This is a genomic window from Janthinobacterium rivuli (assembly GCF_029690045.1).
Taxonomy (GTDB): Bacteria; Pseudomonadota; Gammaproteobacteria; order Burkholderiales; family Burkholderiaceae_D; genus Janthinobacterium; species Janthinobacterium rivuli.
In genome coordinates this window covers 166666-183502 of the sequence record NZ_CP121464.1, presented here as the reverse complement: position 1 = coordinate 183502, position 16837 = coordinate 166666, and the positions used below count along the sequence as shown (strand labels likewise).

The following is a 16837-nucleotide window of genomic DNA, read 5'->3' as shown; positions in this document are numbered from 1 at the left end:
CGCAATCGGCGCGATTGCGCAATCTTGACAGCGCAAATGGACTGTGCGTTGACAACAAGGTCAGCGGGCCGGCAGCAGCGGGCTGGCGGGCGCGGGAGCTGGCGGCCTCTGCGGCGTAACGGATTTACCAAAGGCATTGCCCATGCGGTGTTCGAGGGCGGCGCGGTTGTACAGGCCCAGCTGGTTCGACGGGCGCTGCATGACGGCTTCCGCACCGGACAGGGGGGGCGGCGGCCGGTTCAAGGTGTTGCTGTTTGGCAATAATTTTTCACTCAGGCAAGACATCGACGGCGCGCGCTGGCCATGGACTTCCACTTCCACGCAAGCCTTCTGCGGCGCGGCGGCCTTCACGACGACGGTGTGTTCGTCCGCCTGTACGGGCAGGGCGGCGCAGGCCAGCAGCAACAGTGAGAACAGGCGTGCCATGACGGCTCCCGGAGCGGTGGATGAAGCGTTCAGCATAGCAAGGCCATGTGTCGCGGCGATGACACAGGCGGGGATGCGGGCTGGCGCCATGTCATGCAGTTGTCATTTTATGAAGCTACCATCTTGCCATTCTGCAGACAACATTGCAGTCAAGACACTTCATGAGCAGGATTTTTCGTTGCTTCCCCTGGAAAATGACACTAAGCCACCGCCGCGCCGCAAGGGGCAATGCCCTGTCCGCCTGCTTGCTGATGACATTGATGACCTTGATGACATTCGTGCGGCCGGCTGCGGGCGCGGACGGTGCTGATGCCGGCGCGCACGCCCTCCTACGCTTCGACTTGCCCGCCCAGCCGCTCGATGCGGCCCTGGTGGCGTTTGGCGAAGTGACCGGGTATTCCGTGCTCGTCAGCAGCCAGCTGGCGGCCGGCAAAGTGGCCGCGCCCGTGCGCGGCGACTACACGCCGGCCGAAGCGCTGCAGCGCCTGCTGGCTGGCACGCAGCTGGGCGCGCGCTTCAGCGGCAGCAATGCGTTTACCTTGCTGGCGCTGGCCGACGCGCCCGTGGCAGCAGCACCTGTGCCGGCCGAAGTGACCCCCGCCAGCGCAGCATTGCAAGGCTATGCGGCCATCCTGCAGCGTTCGCTCACGCGCGCCCTGTGCCGCCTGCATCCGGACGCCTTTGGCCGCTACCGGCTGGCCTTCCAGCTGTGGCTTGACGAGCGGGGCAAGGTGCGCGCCGTGCATGTGCTGGAACCGAGTGGCGTGGAACAGCGCGACCGCGCCGTGCTGCAGCGCCTGCGCAGCCTGCTGATCGATGGCGCGCCGCCGGCGGGCTTGCCGCAGCCGCTGACGATTTTACTGACGCCGCGGCCCGATCCCGATGCCGATTGCGCGCCCCACCTCGTGGCCGGGGCGTCCTGAGCATGCCGGAACTGCTCAAAACCACCTTGCGCAAGCTGTTCCTGGAACGCTACGGACAGTTTCGCCGCCACCTGCAGCGCCGCCTCGGCTCGGAAGACCTGGCCAATGACGCGCTGCATGAAACGTATTTGCGGGTGGAACGGATGAACGCGCCCGAGGCGATCAGCTACCCGTCCGCCTACCTGATGCGCATCGCCATCAACATTGCGGAAGATCAACGCCGCGACAATGCGCGCCTGCTTAGTTTGCCCGACATCGACGATCTGTACGAGATGGCCGATGAGCTGGCCGACCCGGCCCGCACCTTCAGCGCGCGCGCCGAACTGGAAGAATTGGAACGGGCCTTGCAGGAATTGCCGAAACGCCGGCGCGCCATCGTCATCGCCGCCCGCGTCGACCAGTTGCCGCACCGCGACATCGCCGAGCGTTTCGGCATTTCCGCCCGCACCGTCGAGAAGGAATTGCGCGCCGGCCTCGAACATTGCTGCGAACGCATGGGACGCGATTTCATCCAGCGCTTCGGTCCCGGCGCGGGAAAAACGTCTAAACATCATGACTGAACAAGCGGAAGACGATATGGGTGTCATCCAGAAGGAAGCGCAGGCGTGGGTCGTGCGCCTGGCCTCGGGCCAGGTCAGCGAGCGCGACGCGCAAGTGTTTCGCCACTGGTGCGCGCGCAGCCGCAAGCATGCCAACGCGTTTGCCGAGGCGCGCGCCGTGTGGGGCGCCATGGCGCCGGCCGCGCGCGCCGTCAAGCGGGCCCAGGCGCCTGTCAACGTGGCGCGGCGCGCCTGGCTCGGCGGCGCCGTAGCCGCCTCGCTGGGTTTACTGGTGCTGCGCCCGCCCACGGATCTGTGGCCGGCCGTGGCCGGTCTTGCCGCCGACTATGCCACCGGCACGGGCGAGCAGCGTGAAGTGGCGCTCGACGGCGGCGTGCTGGTGCAGATGAATACGCAGACGCGCCTCGATGCGGCGCCGCTGCAGGATGGCGCCGCGGCGCTGGTGCTGCTGGCGGGCGAAGCGGAATTCCAGGCTGGCTTGCGCGGCGCGGCGCGGGTGCGCGTGCAGGCGGGCGACGGCACCGTGTCGGCCGGCAGCGCGCGCTTCAATATCCGCCTGTTCGGCCAGGAAGTGTGCGTGACGTGCCTGGCGGGCCGCTTGCGCGTGGCGCAGGCCGGCAACGACGCGGAACTGGCGGCGGGCCAGCAATTGCGTTATCGGCCCGAGCATTTCGGCATCGCCCGCGCCGTGGCAAAAAGCGACGTCAGCGCGTGGCGCCACCGGCTGCTGGTTTTTAAACAAAGCACCCTGGCCGAGGTGGTGGACGAGGTGAACCGCTACCGTCCCGGCAAGCTGATCCTCAATGGCGAGGCCTTGAAACTGACGCGCGTGCAAGCGAGCTTTTCGCTCGACCGCCTCGACGACGTGATCGCCCTGATCCAGGACGCGTATGGCGCGCGCGTGACGCGGCTGCCGGGCGGCATCGTGCTGTTCGGCTGAGCCCCGCCTTGGCGCTCCGCCTTGGCGCCCCGAGGTGCTCACCCAATTATGACATTTTCATGACCTTTTGCAGTCCCGGACCTTGTTCCCTGTCAATGCTGCTGGAAGCCGCGAATCAGTGCCTGCCGCCCGCCACCGTGCGTGCCGCGCGCCGCCTCGCGATATCGGTCAGCAACGGAACATGAAAAGGGAATGTCGCCATGCAGCGAAGCAAGTCGGTCACGAAACACGCATCCTCCTCCGCCATGGCGGGCAGCCACAACGGGCGCCCGGTGCGCTTGAAACCGCTGGCGCTGGCCATCGCCATGCTGCTGCAGACGGGCGGCGCGCAGGCGCAGCAGCCGTTCAGCGGCGCCTGGTTCGCCGGCAAGGGTGCGCAGCAGGGCGTGGCCGCCGCCACGGGACGCTTGCCGAATGGCCAGCCGGCCACATCGCTGAACAATCCTTTGCTGCAGCAGCAAAAGGCCGAAGGCAAGCTGCAGCAATCGCTGAACAACCTGTTGCTGGCCGCGCGCGGCATCGCCGCCGAACAGGCGGTGCAGGCGGCCGCGCGCCAGGCGGCGCTGGCCGCCGGCGGTGCGCCCGAGGGCCTGGTCAAGGGCGGCTTGCAGGTCGACACTAACAGCCTGACGGCGGGCTGGCTCAACGCCCAGGGCCCTGTGCAAACCCAGGCCGACGGCAAGACCGTCGTGAAGGTGGTGCAGACGGACGACAAGGCGATTTTGAACTGGGAAAGTTTTAACGTCGGCAAGAACACCACCTTGCAGTTCGACCAGAAATCGAACTGGTCCGTCTTGAACCGGGTCAACGATCCGCTGGCGCGCCCCAGCCAGATCCAGGGCCAGATCAAGGCCGACGGCACGGTGATGATCGTCAACCGCAACGGCATCGTGTTTACGGGCAGCAGCCAGGTCGATACGCGCAACCTGGCGGCGGCCGCCATGGGCATGAGCGACAGCCAGTTCAAGAGCGGCCTGTACGGCAAGGCGCAGGGCGCGGGCGCCGTGCCGACCTTCGCGAATGATTTATTGCTGGGCCAGAATACCTTTACGCATGGCAAGGCCGAGGCCGACGTCGTCGTCGCCGCCGGCGCGCGCATCGACACGCGCAAGCCGCAAACGGTGACGGAAGGCGGCGGCTATGTGCTGCTGGCCGGCCGCAACGTCGACAATGCGGGCGCCATTACCACGCCGAATGGCCAGACCACCCTGGCCGCCGGCGACGCCATCGTCGTGCGCCAGGGCCAGGGCACGGACAAGAACCAGTATTCGAGCACGCGCGGCAATGAAGTCGAGATGCTGCGCACTGCCGGCAGCGGCGCCGGCGCCGTCGTCAACCGCGGCTTGATCCAGTCGGCCGGCGGCGACATCACGCTGAGCGGCAACACGCTGCGCCAGGACGGCATGCTGCTGTCGAGTACCTCCGTCAACGGACGCGGCGCCATCCACCTGTCGGCGGCGGGCGAGGACGCCAAGGTCACCATGGGACGCGGCAGCGTCAGCGCCATTTTTATCGACGACAACGGCGCCACGGCGCTCGACGTGCAGCGCGATACCTTGCTGAAAGATACGGGCAAGGGCACGGACACGCCGCTGGACCGGCGCGACCAGTCGCTGGTGCGCATCGTTTCGGCCGGCAACGTGGAATTCGAAGGCGATTCGCTGACCCTGGCCACGGGTGGCCAGGTGCTGGTCGACGCGGCCCGCCGCAGTCACGTGGCGCGCGACGCCGCCATCGACGTCTCCGGCGCCGTCGGCGTGAAGGTCGACATGAGCAGTAACAATGTGCTGATCAATGTGCAGGGTAACGAACAGCGCGACGCGCCGGGCAGCCGCGACGCGAAATACCTGAACAACAGCGACGTGTGGGTCGACCGCCGCGACCTGGTGCTGGTGCCGGCCGGCACCAATGGCTACGCCACGGACCGCTGGTACACGGCCGGCGGCCTGCTGGAAGTGAGCGGCTACCTCAATACCAGCGGCCACGGCATCGGCGAATGGGCGGCCCAGGGCGGCACCGTCGGCTTTGGCGGCGGCGAAGTGGTGACGCAGGCCGGTTCGCGCATCAACATCGCCGGCGGCTCGCTGGACGTGCAGACGGGCATGGTCAAGCAGACGTGGCTGAAGGGCGCCGATGGCGCGATGTACAAGCTCAGCACTGCACCCGGCGACAATCTGTACACGGGCTTGTACCGCGGCTATGAAAGCACGCATGCGCGCTGGGGCGCGAACACGACGGAGACGTACGCGAATGCCTTGATCGGCCCGCGCGAACGCCTGGAAAACGGCTACACGGTGGGCCGCGACGCGGGCCGCCTGATCGTGTCCACGGGCGCGGCCGTGCTGGAAGGCGATATCGACACGTCCGTGTTCCAGGGCGAGCGCCAGCAGCGCAAGCGCGATGACGGCATGGATAGCTACAAGCAGGCGCAGACGTCGGCCGCGCGCGCCGGTCAATTGATCGTCGGCAAAATGACGCCCGTCTTCGATACGAAGGCGGGCCAGCTGCGCGACAGCCCGCAAGCCGTGCTGGAAAAAGTCGAGATCGGCAAGGTGGCGCCCGTCGCCGATGGCCAGCTGCTCAGTGAAACCTTGCCGGCCGCGCGCAGCAAGACCTTGCAGCTCGATGCGGACTGGCTCAATGGCCTGGAACTGGGCGCCCTGAATATCTACGCCTACGACAAGCTCGACGTCAACGCGGACGTGCGCGTGGCCGATGGCGGCGACGTCGCCCTGCACGCCACCGACGTGGCCATCAAGGCGAACGTCAGCGCGCGCGGCGGCAGCATCGCCGCCGGTGACATCATCTCGCGCTACCTGGCGAATGCGGGCGCGGTATGGGCCGAAGGCAAGCTGGTGCCGGACAACCGTCCCACGGGAACGGCCGGCGTGCGCGTGGCGCCCGGCGTGCGTCTCGATGCGCGCGGCCTGTGGAGCAACCTGGAACTCGATCCGGGCGCGGTCGCCGGCTTGCCGTATGTGAATGGCGGCAAGGTCACCTTGAAAAGCTCGGGCGGCGTTGAGCTGACCGGCGGCAGCGTCATCGACGTCTCGTCGGGCGCGGCCTTGATGAGCAATGGCAGCTTGCAGGGCGGACGCGGCGGCGACATCACCCTGGCGGTCGATCTGCCGACGGAGAAAGCGCCGACGGGCGCCATGCTCAAGCTCGACGGCGAGTTGCGCGGCCATGGCGTGAAAGGCGGCGGACGCCTGGTGATTGACAGCGGCGCGGCCGTCAGCATCGGCGGCAAGCTGCAGGGTGGCGACGTGTTGCCAGGTGGCAGCAGCGCCCCCATCGGCCTGCGCCTGGCCGATGAATTCCTGATCGCCAAGGGCGAGAAGATCCCCTTCGATTTTGCACTGAGTACCAGCCTGATCAAGCCGGGACAGGCCTTGAGCAAACCCGTGACGGTGGACGTGTCGGCGCAGAAACCGCTGGTGCTGGGAGCCGACCTGCTGGTGCCGCCGGGCGCCTATGTCACCACCGCCAGCGGCGCGTCTGTCTACCAGGGTTCCATTGCGCCCGCCGGCAGCGTGCTGACTGCCATCAATAGCCTGCCTGCCGGCTTCGTGGTCTCGGCGGCGGTCTTTCCAAACGGCTTGCCGATCCAGCCGGTGATGACGCAGTATGCGGCCGGCAGCGTCGCCGCCGACGACTTGCGCGCGCCGCGCGGCATGCTGCTGCCGGCCGGCACGGTGCTGGGGCGCGACGTGACCGTCCAGCCTATGCTGGCGCTGGGCGCCAGCCTGTTCCAGAGCGGTTTTGCCGACTACGCCGTCACGGGCCGCGATGGCGTCGTGGTCGTCAAGGATGCGCATGTCGATGTGAAGATGCCCGTGCTGCGCTTCAATCCCGCCACGGGCCACACGGTGGCGAGTGGCACGGATCCGGCTGCCGCGCTGGAAGTGTGGACGCCGGACCTATACCAGGAAGATGCGCGCAAGGCCCGTCTGACGCAGCGCGCCGGCGCCGACCTGTCGCTGACGGCCGGCAGCCCGCACGTGAAAGGGGATCTGGCGGTGGCGCAAGGCGCCGTCGTCACGGTCGATCCGGGCCGCCAGATCAGCCTGACGGGCAATGCGCAGATCACCATCGATGGCCGGCTCGAAGCCCGGGGCGGCAAGATCGCCGTCCTGCCCGGCACGTTTGGCACGGGCAATGATGTGGATGTACCGAACGGCAAGGGACAAGCCACGTCGATCTGGATCGGCGACAGGGCCGTGCTCGACGTCGCCGGCCGCGCCACGGTCGCCACCGACATGCGCGGCGACCGCTATGGCCGTGCCGACAAGGGCGGCAGCATCGAAATCGGCGCCCGCTACAAGGCTGATGCGGCCACCGTCGACGCGGCCGATGCCTTTGTCGTCGTGCGCCCAGGTGCGCTGCTCGACGCCAGCGGCGCGCAAGCCACGCTGGACTTGCCGAACCAGGGCGCCGTCAACGTGGCCGGCAACGGCGGTTTGATTTCGCTCAGTTCGTATAACGGCATCTTTGCCGACGGCACTCTGCGCGCCGTGGCCGGTGGCGCCGGTGCGGCCGGCGGTACCCTGGCGCTGGCGCTGGACACGCCCAATTATGGCAAGGTCAACCGCTACAACTTGCAGGGCGACAACGTGGACAACGCGGTGCGCGTGCCGCGCGAAATGCAGCTGGCGCAGGTGCAGGGCGACAGCGCCTTGCCCGAGGACTTGCGCGCCGGCCAGCAGGATGCGGCGCTGCGCTACGGCAGCGCGCGCCTGGGCGCCGACCGCGTGCAGGCGGGCGGTTTCGACAACCTGGCCCTGCATGTGAACGGCATGCTCAGTTTTGACGGCGACGTCAAGCTGTCGCTGGGCCAGAGCCTGCGCCTGAGCGCCACCTCGCTGGGGCTGGCGCAGCAGCCGCCGCAGCCGGATGCCGATGGCCAGGACAAGGCGGGCAGCCTTGCCAGCCAGGTGCACCTGGCGGCGCCGTATGTGCGCCTGGGTACGGCCGTGCGTGCGCAGAAGGACGATTACATCGTGCCCAATGCCGTGAAAGGTTCGAAGAACCTGGGCAAGGGACGCGGCATCCTGGGCGTGCCGCTGGTGGCCGAGGATTCCCTGCTGCAGATCGATGCGGGCATGCTCGATATCGCGGGCGAGGTCAACATGGGTACGCGCGGCACCATTGCGCAGAGCAGCGGCGCCGACCTGGTGGTCGAGCGCGATGCCTTCGAGCAGCTGACCCTGAACAGCCGCGGCGACATGCGCCTGTCGAACAGCGCCGCCCTGTACCAGCCCGGCAACGCCACCCTGGTGGCCGCGCAAATCTACCCGGCCACGGGCGACAGCGGCATGGTCACGGTGGGCCAGCAGAGCGGCATCGACGAATACGGCAACCTCCGCGTCACGCTCGATCCGCTGCGCACGCTCAATATCGGGCGCAGCGGCGACGGCGCCACGCCAAACCAGCCGTTCTCCGTGTTCGGAACCCTGAGCCTGGTTGCGCCCACCATCAACCAGCATGGCGTGCTGCGCGCGCCGCTGGGCCAGATCAACCTGGGCGCCGAAGGCTTTGAAGCCAATACGGGCCGCGTCAATCTGTTGCCTGGCAGCCTGACGTCCGTCAGTGCGAAAGGCTTGACGATGCCGTACGGCGGCACGCTCGATGGCTTGAGCTACCTGTATGACGGTAACGATGTCGTGTTCAAGGGCGTGGGCAACGGCCCCGAGATCGCCTTGACGGGCGCTGCCATCGACGTGCAACAAGGCGCCGTGCTCGACATGTCGGGCGGCGGCACCTTGACGGGCGCGGCCTTCCTGGCCGGACGCGGCGGGTCCACCGACGCGCGCCTCAATCCGCTGGTGCAGATGAAGCCGAACGGCGGCTTTACCTTGCCTGGCCTGAATACCAACCCCGTGTACGCCATCATTCCCGGCGTGCAGCCTGACGTGGCGCCTTTGACGGCCGAGCAGGGCGCGGGCAAGCCCGCCGCGGGACGCCAGATCACCATCGGCGCGGGCGTGCCCGGCCTGGCGGCCGGCACCTATACCCTGCTGCCATCGAATTTCGCCCTGCTGCCCGGTGCTTTCCGCGTGGAATTGAATGGCCTGGCCGGCGCCGTCGAGACGGGCGGCACGATCGCCATGCGCAACGGTTCGTTTGCCACGGCGGCGCAGACGGGCGTGGCAGGCACGGCGATCCGCGACGTGGTGGCGCAGCAAGCCATCCTGACGCCGGCCGACGTGCTGCGCAGCTATTCCCAATACAATGAAACGGGCTATGCCGCCTTTGCCGTGGCGCAAGCCACGCGCGACGGCGTGCCGCGCGCCGCGCTCGAGCGCGACGCCAAGGGCGTGCGGGTGCAGCTGACCGCCCCATCCGTGCACAGCGTCAAGGACAACCACACGCCGTTGATGATGGATGGCAGCGCCCTGTATGCGCCGGCCGAGGGCGGCTTCGGCGGCTCCCTGTTGCTGGGCACGGGCAACCATGCGTCGACGCGCTACGAAGTGCTGGCCGACGGCACGGCGCCGCTGGCCGATTTCGATGGCGTGTCCGTGCATGCGTCGCAGATCAACGCCTTCGGCGCCCAGCGCGTGGGCATCGGCGGCTTGCCGCGCGTGAACTACAGCGAATTTGGCACGGGCAGCAACCAGCGCGCCAATATCGCCGCCATCAACGAATCGGCGGGCGGCATCGTGCTGCGCGACGGCGCCGTGCTGAAGGCGGCCGAAGTGTTTCTGGTGACGGCGAGAAAAGACGGCGGCATCATCCTGGAGCAGGGTTCCGGCATCAATACGCTGGGCCGCGGCAAGGCCGCCTGGGATTCGCGCGATGGCTATGTGTACGAGCCCATGGGCAGCGTGCTGGCCGTCTCGAACGGCTGGCTGGACATGCTGCCGGCTGCGGCGCCGTCGTCCGAATCGTATGGCCCCGGCATCATCGATATCGGCGCCTGCACGAAAGTTGGCGGCGCCTGCGGCGGCAGCACCTCGCTGTATTCCGAGGGCACCATCGCGGCCGTGACGGAGCGCGCGTTTACCCTGCGCGACAACGTGCGCTACGGCACGCGCAACCTGGTGCTGGGCATGGGGGCGATCAATGTCGGCAGCGAGGCGTCCCTGGCGGACGCCAGCGCCCGCGGCGCCTTGCCCGACGGCCTGGCGCTGAACCAGGGCGTGCTCGACCGCCTGCTGCGCGGCGACACCAGCACGGGCGCACCGGCGCTGGAAAGCCTGGGTTTGACGGCGCGCAATTCCTTCAACTTCTATGACTCGTCGCAGCTGTCGACCATCGACGCGGCCACGGGCAAGTCCTCGCTGTCGCGCCTGGTGCTCAATACGCCGGCCATCTACGGCTATGGCGGCACGGACGCGCTGGCGCGCATCCACACGGACACCCTCGTGTGGCAGGGCGCGACGAATGCACCGGGTGCCGTGGTCGCCAATGGCCCCGGCACGGGCAGCGGCCGTTTGCAGGTCGACGCCAGGCGCATCGAGTTCGGCTTCACGCCGGACAGCCGTCCCGACACCATCCATCACCTCGACCGTTTGATGCTGGGCTTCGGCCAGGTGGCGCTCAATGCCAGCGAACAGCTGACGGCCAACAACAAGGGCAGCCTGTCCGTCTACCAGTCGCAAAGCGCGTGGGATACGGCCACCAATGGCTACCGTTACAGCGGCGGCGATTTGCTGATCAACACGCCGCTGTTGACGGGAGCGGCCGGTTCCGTCAACCGCATCACGGCGGGCGGCGACCTCAAGGTGAGCGCGCCGGCCGGCGCTACCCCCGCCGCCACCACGCCGACGAATGCGGCGCTGGCCGGCGCCCTGGGCGCGGAAGTGGCGCTCAGCGGCAACAGCGTCAGCGTCGATACCTCGGTGGTTCTGCCAAGCGGAAAGCTGACCCTGTCGGCCGAGCGCGATGTGCTGCTGGGCGACAAGGCCAAGCTGGACCTGGCGGGCCGCAAGATCGATTTCTATGACACGAGCAAGTACAGTTGGGGCGGCGACGTGATCCTCGACAGCCGCGCAGGCGACGTGCGCCAGGCGGCCGCTTCCGTGATCGACGTGTCGGCCGTGAACAACCGCGCCGGCAAGCTCAGCGTCGTCGCCACGGGCGACGCGGCAGGCACGGCCGACTTGCGCGGCAGCCTGCTGGGCGGCGCCAGCGGCCATTATGACGCGGGCGGCACCCAGGTAGCCTACGCGGCGGGCGGCGTGGAGGTGCGCGCCCAACAGATCGGCGACTTCGCCGGCCTGAACCAGCGCCTGAACACGGGCAAGGTGTTCGGCAGCCGCAGCTTCCAGCTCAAGCAGGGCAATCTGACCATCGGCGACGAGCTCAAGGCACGCGAAGTGAGCGTCTCCGTCGACGGCGGCAGCTTGACGGTGAGCGGCCGCATCGACGCCAGCGGCGAGCAGGTGGGCAGCATCCGTCTGGCCGGCCGCGACGGCGTCACCATCCAGTCCGGCGCCGTGCTCGATGCGCACGGCACGATGCTGCGCACGGACAGCTATGGCCAGGTGATCGAGGCGCCGAACCGCGCCGTGATCGAACTGGCCGCGCCTGGCGGCCGCCTGACCCTGGAAAGCGGCGCGCGTTTTGACCTGCGCAGCGGAGACAAGGGCGGCAACTACGGCAGCATCGACCTGAACGCGCGCCGCCTGGGCGGCGCCACGGGCGACGACATCGACATCGACGCGGCCGGCGCGCTGAACATCGCCGGCGCGCGCACGGTCAACGTCAATGCCTTCTGGCAATACAAGGATGCCCCGGCTGGCACGGGCAAGGATGCGGACGGCCGCAGCTACCAGAGCATCAACCAGGCTTACCTGGACGAGAAACACGCGGACAGCCAGGCCTTCATGGCCCACGCGCTGGCCAACGGCAACTTGATGGACAACAAGCTGCGCGGCTTGCGCGGCGACGCCAACGCTTTTCACCTGCGCCCTGGCGTCGAGATCGTCAGCGCCACGCCGGGCGGCGACCTGCATATCGATGGCGACATCGACCTGTCCGGCCACCGCTACGACGGCGTCAATCCGCTGGCGCGCCTGAGCGGCGTGTACGGCTCGGGCGAGGCCGGTGCGCTGGTGCTGCGCGCTGGCGGCAAGCTCAGCGTCTTTGGCAGCATCACCGATGGTTTCGATACCAGCGCCCTGCCAGTCACGGTCGATGACAAGGGCTGGCAGCTGGTGAAAGGCCGGCTGCCGTGGGGCGGCGAGGTTGTCGTGCCGCAAGCGGGCCTGGTGACTCTGGCGGAGGACACGTATTTCAAATCGGGCACGAGCGTCAATTTCGCCGTGCCGATGAAAGCCATGGAGTTGCGCAGCGGTACCTTGCTGGCGGCGCGCGCCACCTTGACGGCGGAGTTGAATCTGCCGGCCGGCAGCGTGCTGGGCGGCGCCGTGCGCAATGCCGACGGCAGCGTGCTGTACGCGGCCGGCACGGTCTTGCCAAAGGCGCTGACCTTGTCGAGCGGGATGCAGCTCGATGCCGGCCTGCGCCTGCCTGGCGCGGCCAGGGTGGCGGCCATGCTGTGGCCGGCGAACGTGGCCCTGCCTTTCCCCGAAGGCAGGCCGTGGGATGTGGCCGATGCCACGAATGCCGTCAATGGCGTGGTGCTGGCCTCGGCGCTGGCGCTGGACAAGGGCAGCGTGCTGCCCGCCGGCACCGTGGTCAGGCTGCCGGGCGACGTCACCATGGTGTCGCTGCGCAGCGCGGATGGCAGCGGCAGCCAGGGCCGCAACCTGGCGCTGGCGCCCATGCTGGCCCAGGGTTCGCACGCGTGGTCGCTGCGCCTGGTGGGCGGCGCCGATACGGCGGCGGCCGACACGCGCGCGCTGAAGCCGCATGCGAAGGACGCGCATCTGATGCTGGCCGATGCGCATTACGGCATGGGCAAGGTGACTTCCATCAAGCCGGGCACGGGTTTGCCGGCCAAATATATCTACAGCGATGCGGCTATCGCCGAGGGCTACGGACCGGGCGACGTCAATGTCGAAGACTTTGGCGGCGAGGAAATCATGCTGGAGTACTTTGCGCACTTTGTGATCAAGGTGGCGGAGGGCACGCCGCCCGTTGAGGTGATCAGCGTGGAGCCGGCGCGCCAGCCCCTGTTCAGCGTGCTGCGCACGGGCACGGGCGACCTCGATTTGCTCGCCGCGGGCGACTTCGACATGCGTTCGCTGTATGGCGTCTACACGGCGGGCACGCAGTCGGCATCGCCGCTGGTGGGCGGCAAGGACCTGTTCAATCTGCCGCGCGCGCGGACCGTCAAGGGCCAGTTGCTGGGGACGGACGGCGATGCTTTCATCCCGTTCGTCGACGGCGGCAGCCAGAGCCTGTACCGCGCCTGGTATCCCGAGCATGGCGGCAACCTGCTGCTGCGCGCCCAGGGCGACGTCAAGGGTGACACGCTGGCCGCCTCCGTCAGCCGGCGCGAAGACGCGATCGGCTGGCTGCGTCCACAGCAGGACACCAGCGATATCGGCACCTGGCTGTGGCGCCAGGGCAGCGGCAGCACGGGCGGCGGCGTGCCGACGGCATGGTGGATCAACTTCGGCACCTATGTTCCGGGCACCGAAGGGGCGGACCTGTATTCGGGCATGCCTTTCCTGTCGGGCTTTACGGGCATCGGCACCCTCGGTGGCGGCAATCTGCTGCTGCAGGCGGGCGGCGACGCCGGCATGCTGGCCTCGCGCGCCGATGCGGGCGGCGAGTTCGCGCCGCGCAGCCAGGGCCTGAACGTGGCCGTGGGCAGCACGGGCAGGGTGACGCCGGACGGCAAGCTGCTGCTGACGGGCGGCGGCGATCTCGATATCCGCATCGGCGGCGGGCTGAACCCTGTGGCCGAGGTGCGCAGCTTCGACAGCAATAGCGACCGGCCGAACCCGAACACGCGTTTCGAACGCCAGCTGCCTGGCCTGAACAGCACGCTTACCAACCTGCGCGGCGCGCTGCGCCTGGAAGCGGGCGCCGTGGGCGGCATCGAATTGCGCTTCGACCGCGCCGATCCGAAGGAATCGCGGCCGTATGAAACCTACACGGCGGGTACGGCGATCGCCAGCGGCGGGCCTATCCTGGTGCCGGGCGACAGCGGCGTGCGCATCGATGCGCGCGGCGATGTGGTGCTGGGCGGCGTGGCCGATGCGGGCCGCGTGAAGCAACTGGGCTATGGTTCGCCGTTCAGCTACCAGGGCGTGGAGCGCACCGGCGAAGGCTGGAGCTGGTTCTCGCTGTGGACGCCGGCCACGGCCATCGACCTGTTCAGCGCGGGCGGCAACCTGACGCCCACCTCGTCCTGGATCAATGCGACGGTCGGCGACAACTACGCGCCGTCGGACGGGCGTTTCGTCATGCCGTCCGTGCTGCGCGCCGTGGCCGCCAGCGGCAGTTTGTACTACGGCAATGCCAGCCTGGGCCGGCTGGGTGATGGCGGCAAGGTCGACATGCCGCAAAACGGCGTGATCCTGGCGCCGTCACCGGTGGCGCCGCAGTTTGTCAGGACGGGCGCGGGCCAGCTGGAAATGCTGGCCGCCGACTCCATCCATGCGGCCGGCTATCCGATCACGCAATCGGGCGCCGATCCGCGACTCTTGCCGAGCCCGTTCAATCCCGGTTTCGTCGGCGCCCTGGGCCCGGTGTGGTTCGGCCACTTGCCGCTGCATAACGTCAGCCAGGAGGCGCTGGCGCCTTCAGCGCTGAAATTGCTGGGGGCGACCAGCAACGGCGCCAGCGGTGCGGAGCAGACTTATCCGCTGTTCAGCATGACCCCGCCGACGGTCTCCGATTATGTGCCGGCGGGCCAGGTGCCCGCGCACTTCTATGCCAACAGCGGCGACATCGTGGGCTTGCGCACGGGCGGCATCGTGTACCGGGGAACACTGAAGGGCGAAACGGGCCCGCTGGGCGTATGGTACGAAGGCGGTGGCGCCGTGGCCGTGCGCGCCGGGCGCGACATCGTCAATTCCGGCACGCCGCTCGGCAGTGTCGAAGGCGTGCCGGCTGGCGCGGCGGGATGGACCGGCCAGCCCTTTGCCAACAGTCCCGAGCTGCCGGAAAAGCCGGTCGTCTTCGCCAGCTCGTCGGCGCGCGGCAACCTCTTCGTGCACCGCCATGCCGATGACGTTTCCGTCGTCAGTGCCGGCCGCGATATCCGCTACAGCACTTTCTATGTGGCGGGGCCGGGCCAGCTGAACGTGAGCGCCGGGCGCGACCTGTACATGGCCGACAAGGCGGAATTGCGCAGCCTCGGTTCGATCATCGGCAGCGGTATCGGCGAACGCGGCAATGGCGCCGGCATCAGCGTGGCCGCCGGCGTGGGCCGCAACGGTCCCGACTATGCGGCCTTCGCGGCGCGCTACCTGGACCCGTCCAAGCTGGCCGATCCGGCCAAGCCGCTGGCCGACCAGGCCGGCAGCGCCGTGTATGTCTACGGCGGCAAGCTGACCCTGGCCGACTGGCTGCGCGGCCAGTTCGCCTACAGTGGCGACGAGGCGGGCGCGTCCGCCTTCCTCGGCACGAAGCAGGCGGAACTGGAAAAGGTCGGCCAGCAGAGGGGCGCCGTGCGGCGCGACTTGGCGCGCGAATACGCGCAGGTCAGCCAGCTGCACCTGGTGAACTGGCTGACGACGCGCTTTGGCGGCGACAGCGGCCTGGGCATCCGCTACGACCCGGCCACCGATGCGCGCAGCTTCTTTGCCGCCTTGCCGAAGGAGCAGCAGCAGGTTTACCTGAGCAATGTCTACTTTGCCGAACTGAAGGCGGCCGGGCGCGAGTACAACGATCCGGACGGCATGCGCCGCGGCAGCTATCTGCGCGGCCGGGAAGCGATCGCCACCCTGTTCCCATCGCAGGACAAGGCGGGCCAGAAGATCGAGTACCAGGGCGACCTGACGATGTTCAGCAGCGCGCTGTACACGGTCAACGGATACGGCGGCGTGTACACCAAGCGTCCCGTCGCGGGCGTGCGCTACCTGAGTCCGCAGGAATGGGTCGAGGCGGGCCGTCCCGACTACAACGTGCCTTACGTGACCGTCAACGACGCGGGCATTCACACGGATGCCGGCGGCGACATCGGCATCACGGTGCCGGGCGGGCGCGCGCTGATCGGCGTCGATGGCGGCTATGCGCCGGGCGAAGGCTCGGGCGTGCTGACGCAGGGACAGGGCGAGATCCAGATGTATGCGAAAGACAGCATCCTGCTGGGCCAGAGCCGCATCTTTACTACCTTCGGCGGCAACATCCTGGCCTGGTCGGCCACGGGCGACATCAACGCGGGCCGCGGCACCAAGTCCACCGTTGTCTACACGCCGCAGCGCCGCGCGTACGACAGCATCGGCCTGGTCAGCCTGTCGCCGAGCACGCCGGCCACGGGCGCCGGCATCGCCACCCTGAACCCGATCCCGGAGGTGCCGCCCGGCGACATCGACCTGATCGCCCCGCTGGGCAGCATCGACGCGGGCGAGGCGGGCATCCGCGTCTCGGGCAACGTCAACCTGGCGGCCTTGCAGGTGATCAATGCGGAAAACGTCCAGGTGCAGGGCAAGTCGGCGGGCCTGCCCGTGGTCGCCACCGTGAACGTGGGCGCATTGAGCAACGCCAGCGCGGCCGCCACGCAAGCCGTGACGGCGGCGCAGGACGTGCTGCAGCGCGAACGGGCCGCCACGCGCCAGGCGCAACCGTCGCTGTTCACGGTGAAGGTGCTGGGCTTTGGCAACGAGCAGGCGGACGAGGGCGGTGTTGGCAAGCACCAGGGCGGCGAACCGCAGGCGTCCAGCTATCAGCCGGCCGGCGTGGTGCAGGTGCTGGGCGCGGGGCCGTTGACGGCGCCGCAGCTGCAGGCGCTCACGCCGAACGAGCGGCGCGGCCTGCAACCGTGAGTTTTATGAACATTTGATGACATTCGGCAGTCGCCGCGCGCGGCGGCTGTCTAGGCATCAGTAGATCAGCATTAGCAACAAAAAAACGCCGGCCCAGCGCCGCAACACAGGGCAACCGTTTGATTTTAAGGTGAATGG

Annotated in this window: 5 protein-coding genes; 4 read left to right on the top strand and 1 reads right to left on the bottom strand. The window is 68.3% G+C overall.

What is annotated here, in order from left to right; all coding sequences use genetic code 11:
- Positions 1-60: 60 nt before the first annotated feature.
- On the bottom strand, positions 61-426 hold the full coding sequence (locus P9875_RS00735; RefSeq protein ID WP_278317334.1) for a hypothetical protein: 366 nt from the start codon (positions 424-426) through the stop codon (positions 61-63).
- Between the two features lie 260 nt (positions 427-686).
- Here P9875_RS00735 and P9875_RS00730 point away from each other — a divergent pair, with 260 nt between their 5' ends.
- From P9875_RS00730 to P9875_RS00715, 4 genes are all read left to right on the top strand, one after another.
- Complete coding sequence (locus P9875_RS00730; protein WP_278317333.1) at positions 687-1349, top strand: secretin and TonB N-terminal domain-containing protein; 663 nt, start codon at positions 687-689, stop codon at positions 1347-1349.
- 2 nt (positions 1350-1351) lie between these two features.
- The gene (locus P9875_RS00725; RefSeq protein ID WP_035823145.1) at positions 1352-1909 is read left to right on the top strand and encodes an RNA polymerase sigma factor; all 558 of its coding nucleotides are present in this window, start codon (positions 1352-1354) and stop codon (positions 1907-1909) included.
- Positions 1902-2849 carry a FecR family protein gene (locus P9875_RS00720; protein WP_035823143.1) on the top strand — a complete coding sequence of 316 codons (948 nt, stop codon included), beginning with the start codon at positions 1902-1904 and terminating at the stop codon, positions 2847-2849. Before P9875_RS00725 ends, P9875_RS00720 begins: the two co-directional genes overlap by 8 nt.
- 200 nt (positions 2850-3049) lie before the next feature.
- Entirely contained in the window at positions 3050-16699 is a 13650-nt protein-coding gene (locus P9875_RS00715) for a filamentous haemagglutinin family protein (protein ID WP_278317332.1), read from the top strand.
- The last annotated feature ends 138 nt before the right edge of the window (positions 16700-16837 follow it).

Excerpts from the sequence above, each read along its gene's own strand:
- P9875_RS00725 (WP_035823145.1), top strand. The coding sequence starts at position 1,352 with ATGCCGGAACTGCTCAAAACCACCTTGCGCAAGCTGTTCCTGGAACGC.
- P9875_RS00720 (WP_035823143.1), top strand. The coding sequence starts at position 1,902 with ATGACTGAACAAGCGGAAGACGATATGGGTGTCATCCAGAAGGAAGCG.
- P9875_RS00730 (WP_278317333.1), top strand. The coding sequence starts at position 687 with ATGACCTTGATGACATTCGTGCGGCCGGCTGCGGGCGCGGACGGTGCT.
- P9875_RS00735 (WP_278317334.1), bottom strand. The coding sequence starts at position 426 with ATGGCACGCCTGTTCTCACTGTTGCTGCTGGCCTGCGCCGCCCTGCCC.
- P9875_RS00715 (WP_278317332.1), top strand. The coding sequence starts at position 3,050 with ATGCAGCGAAGCAAGTCGGTCACGAAACACGCATCCTCCTCCGCCATG.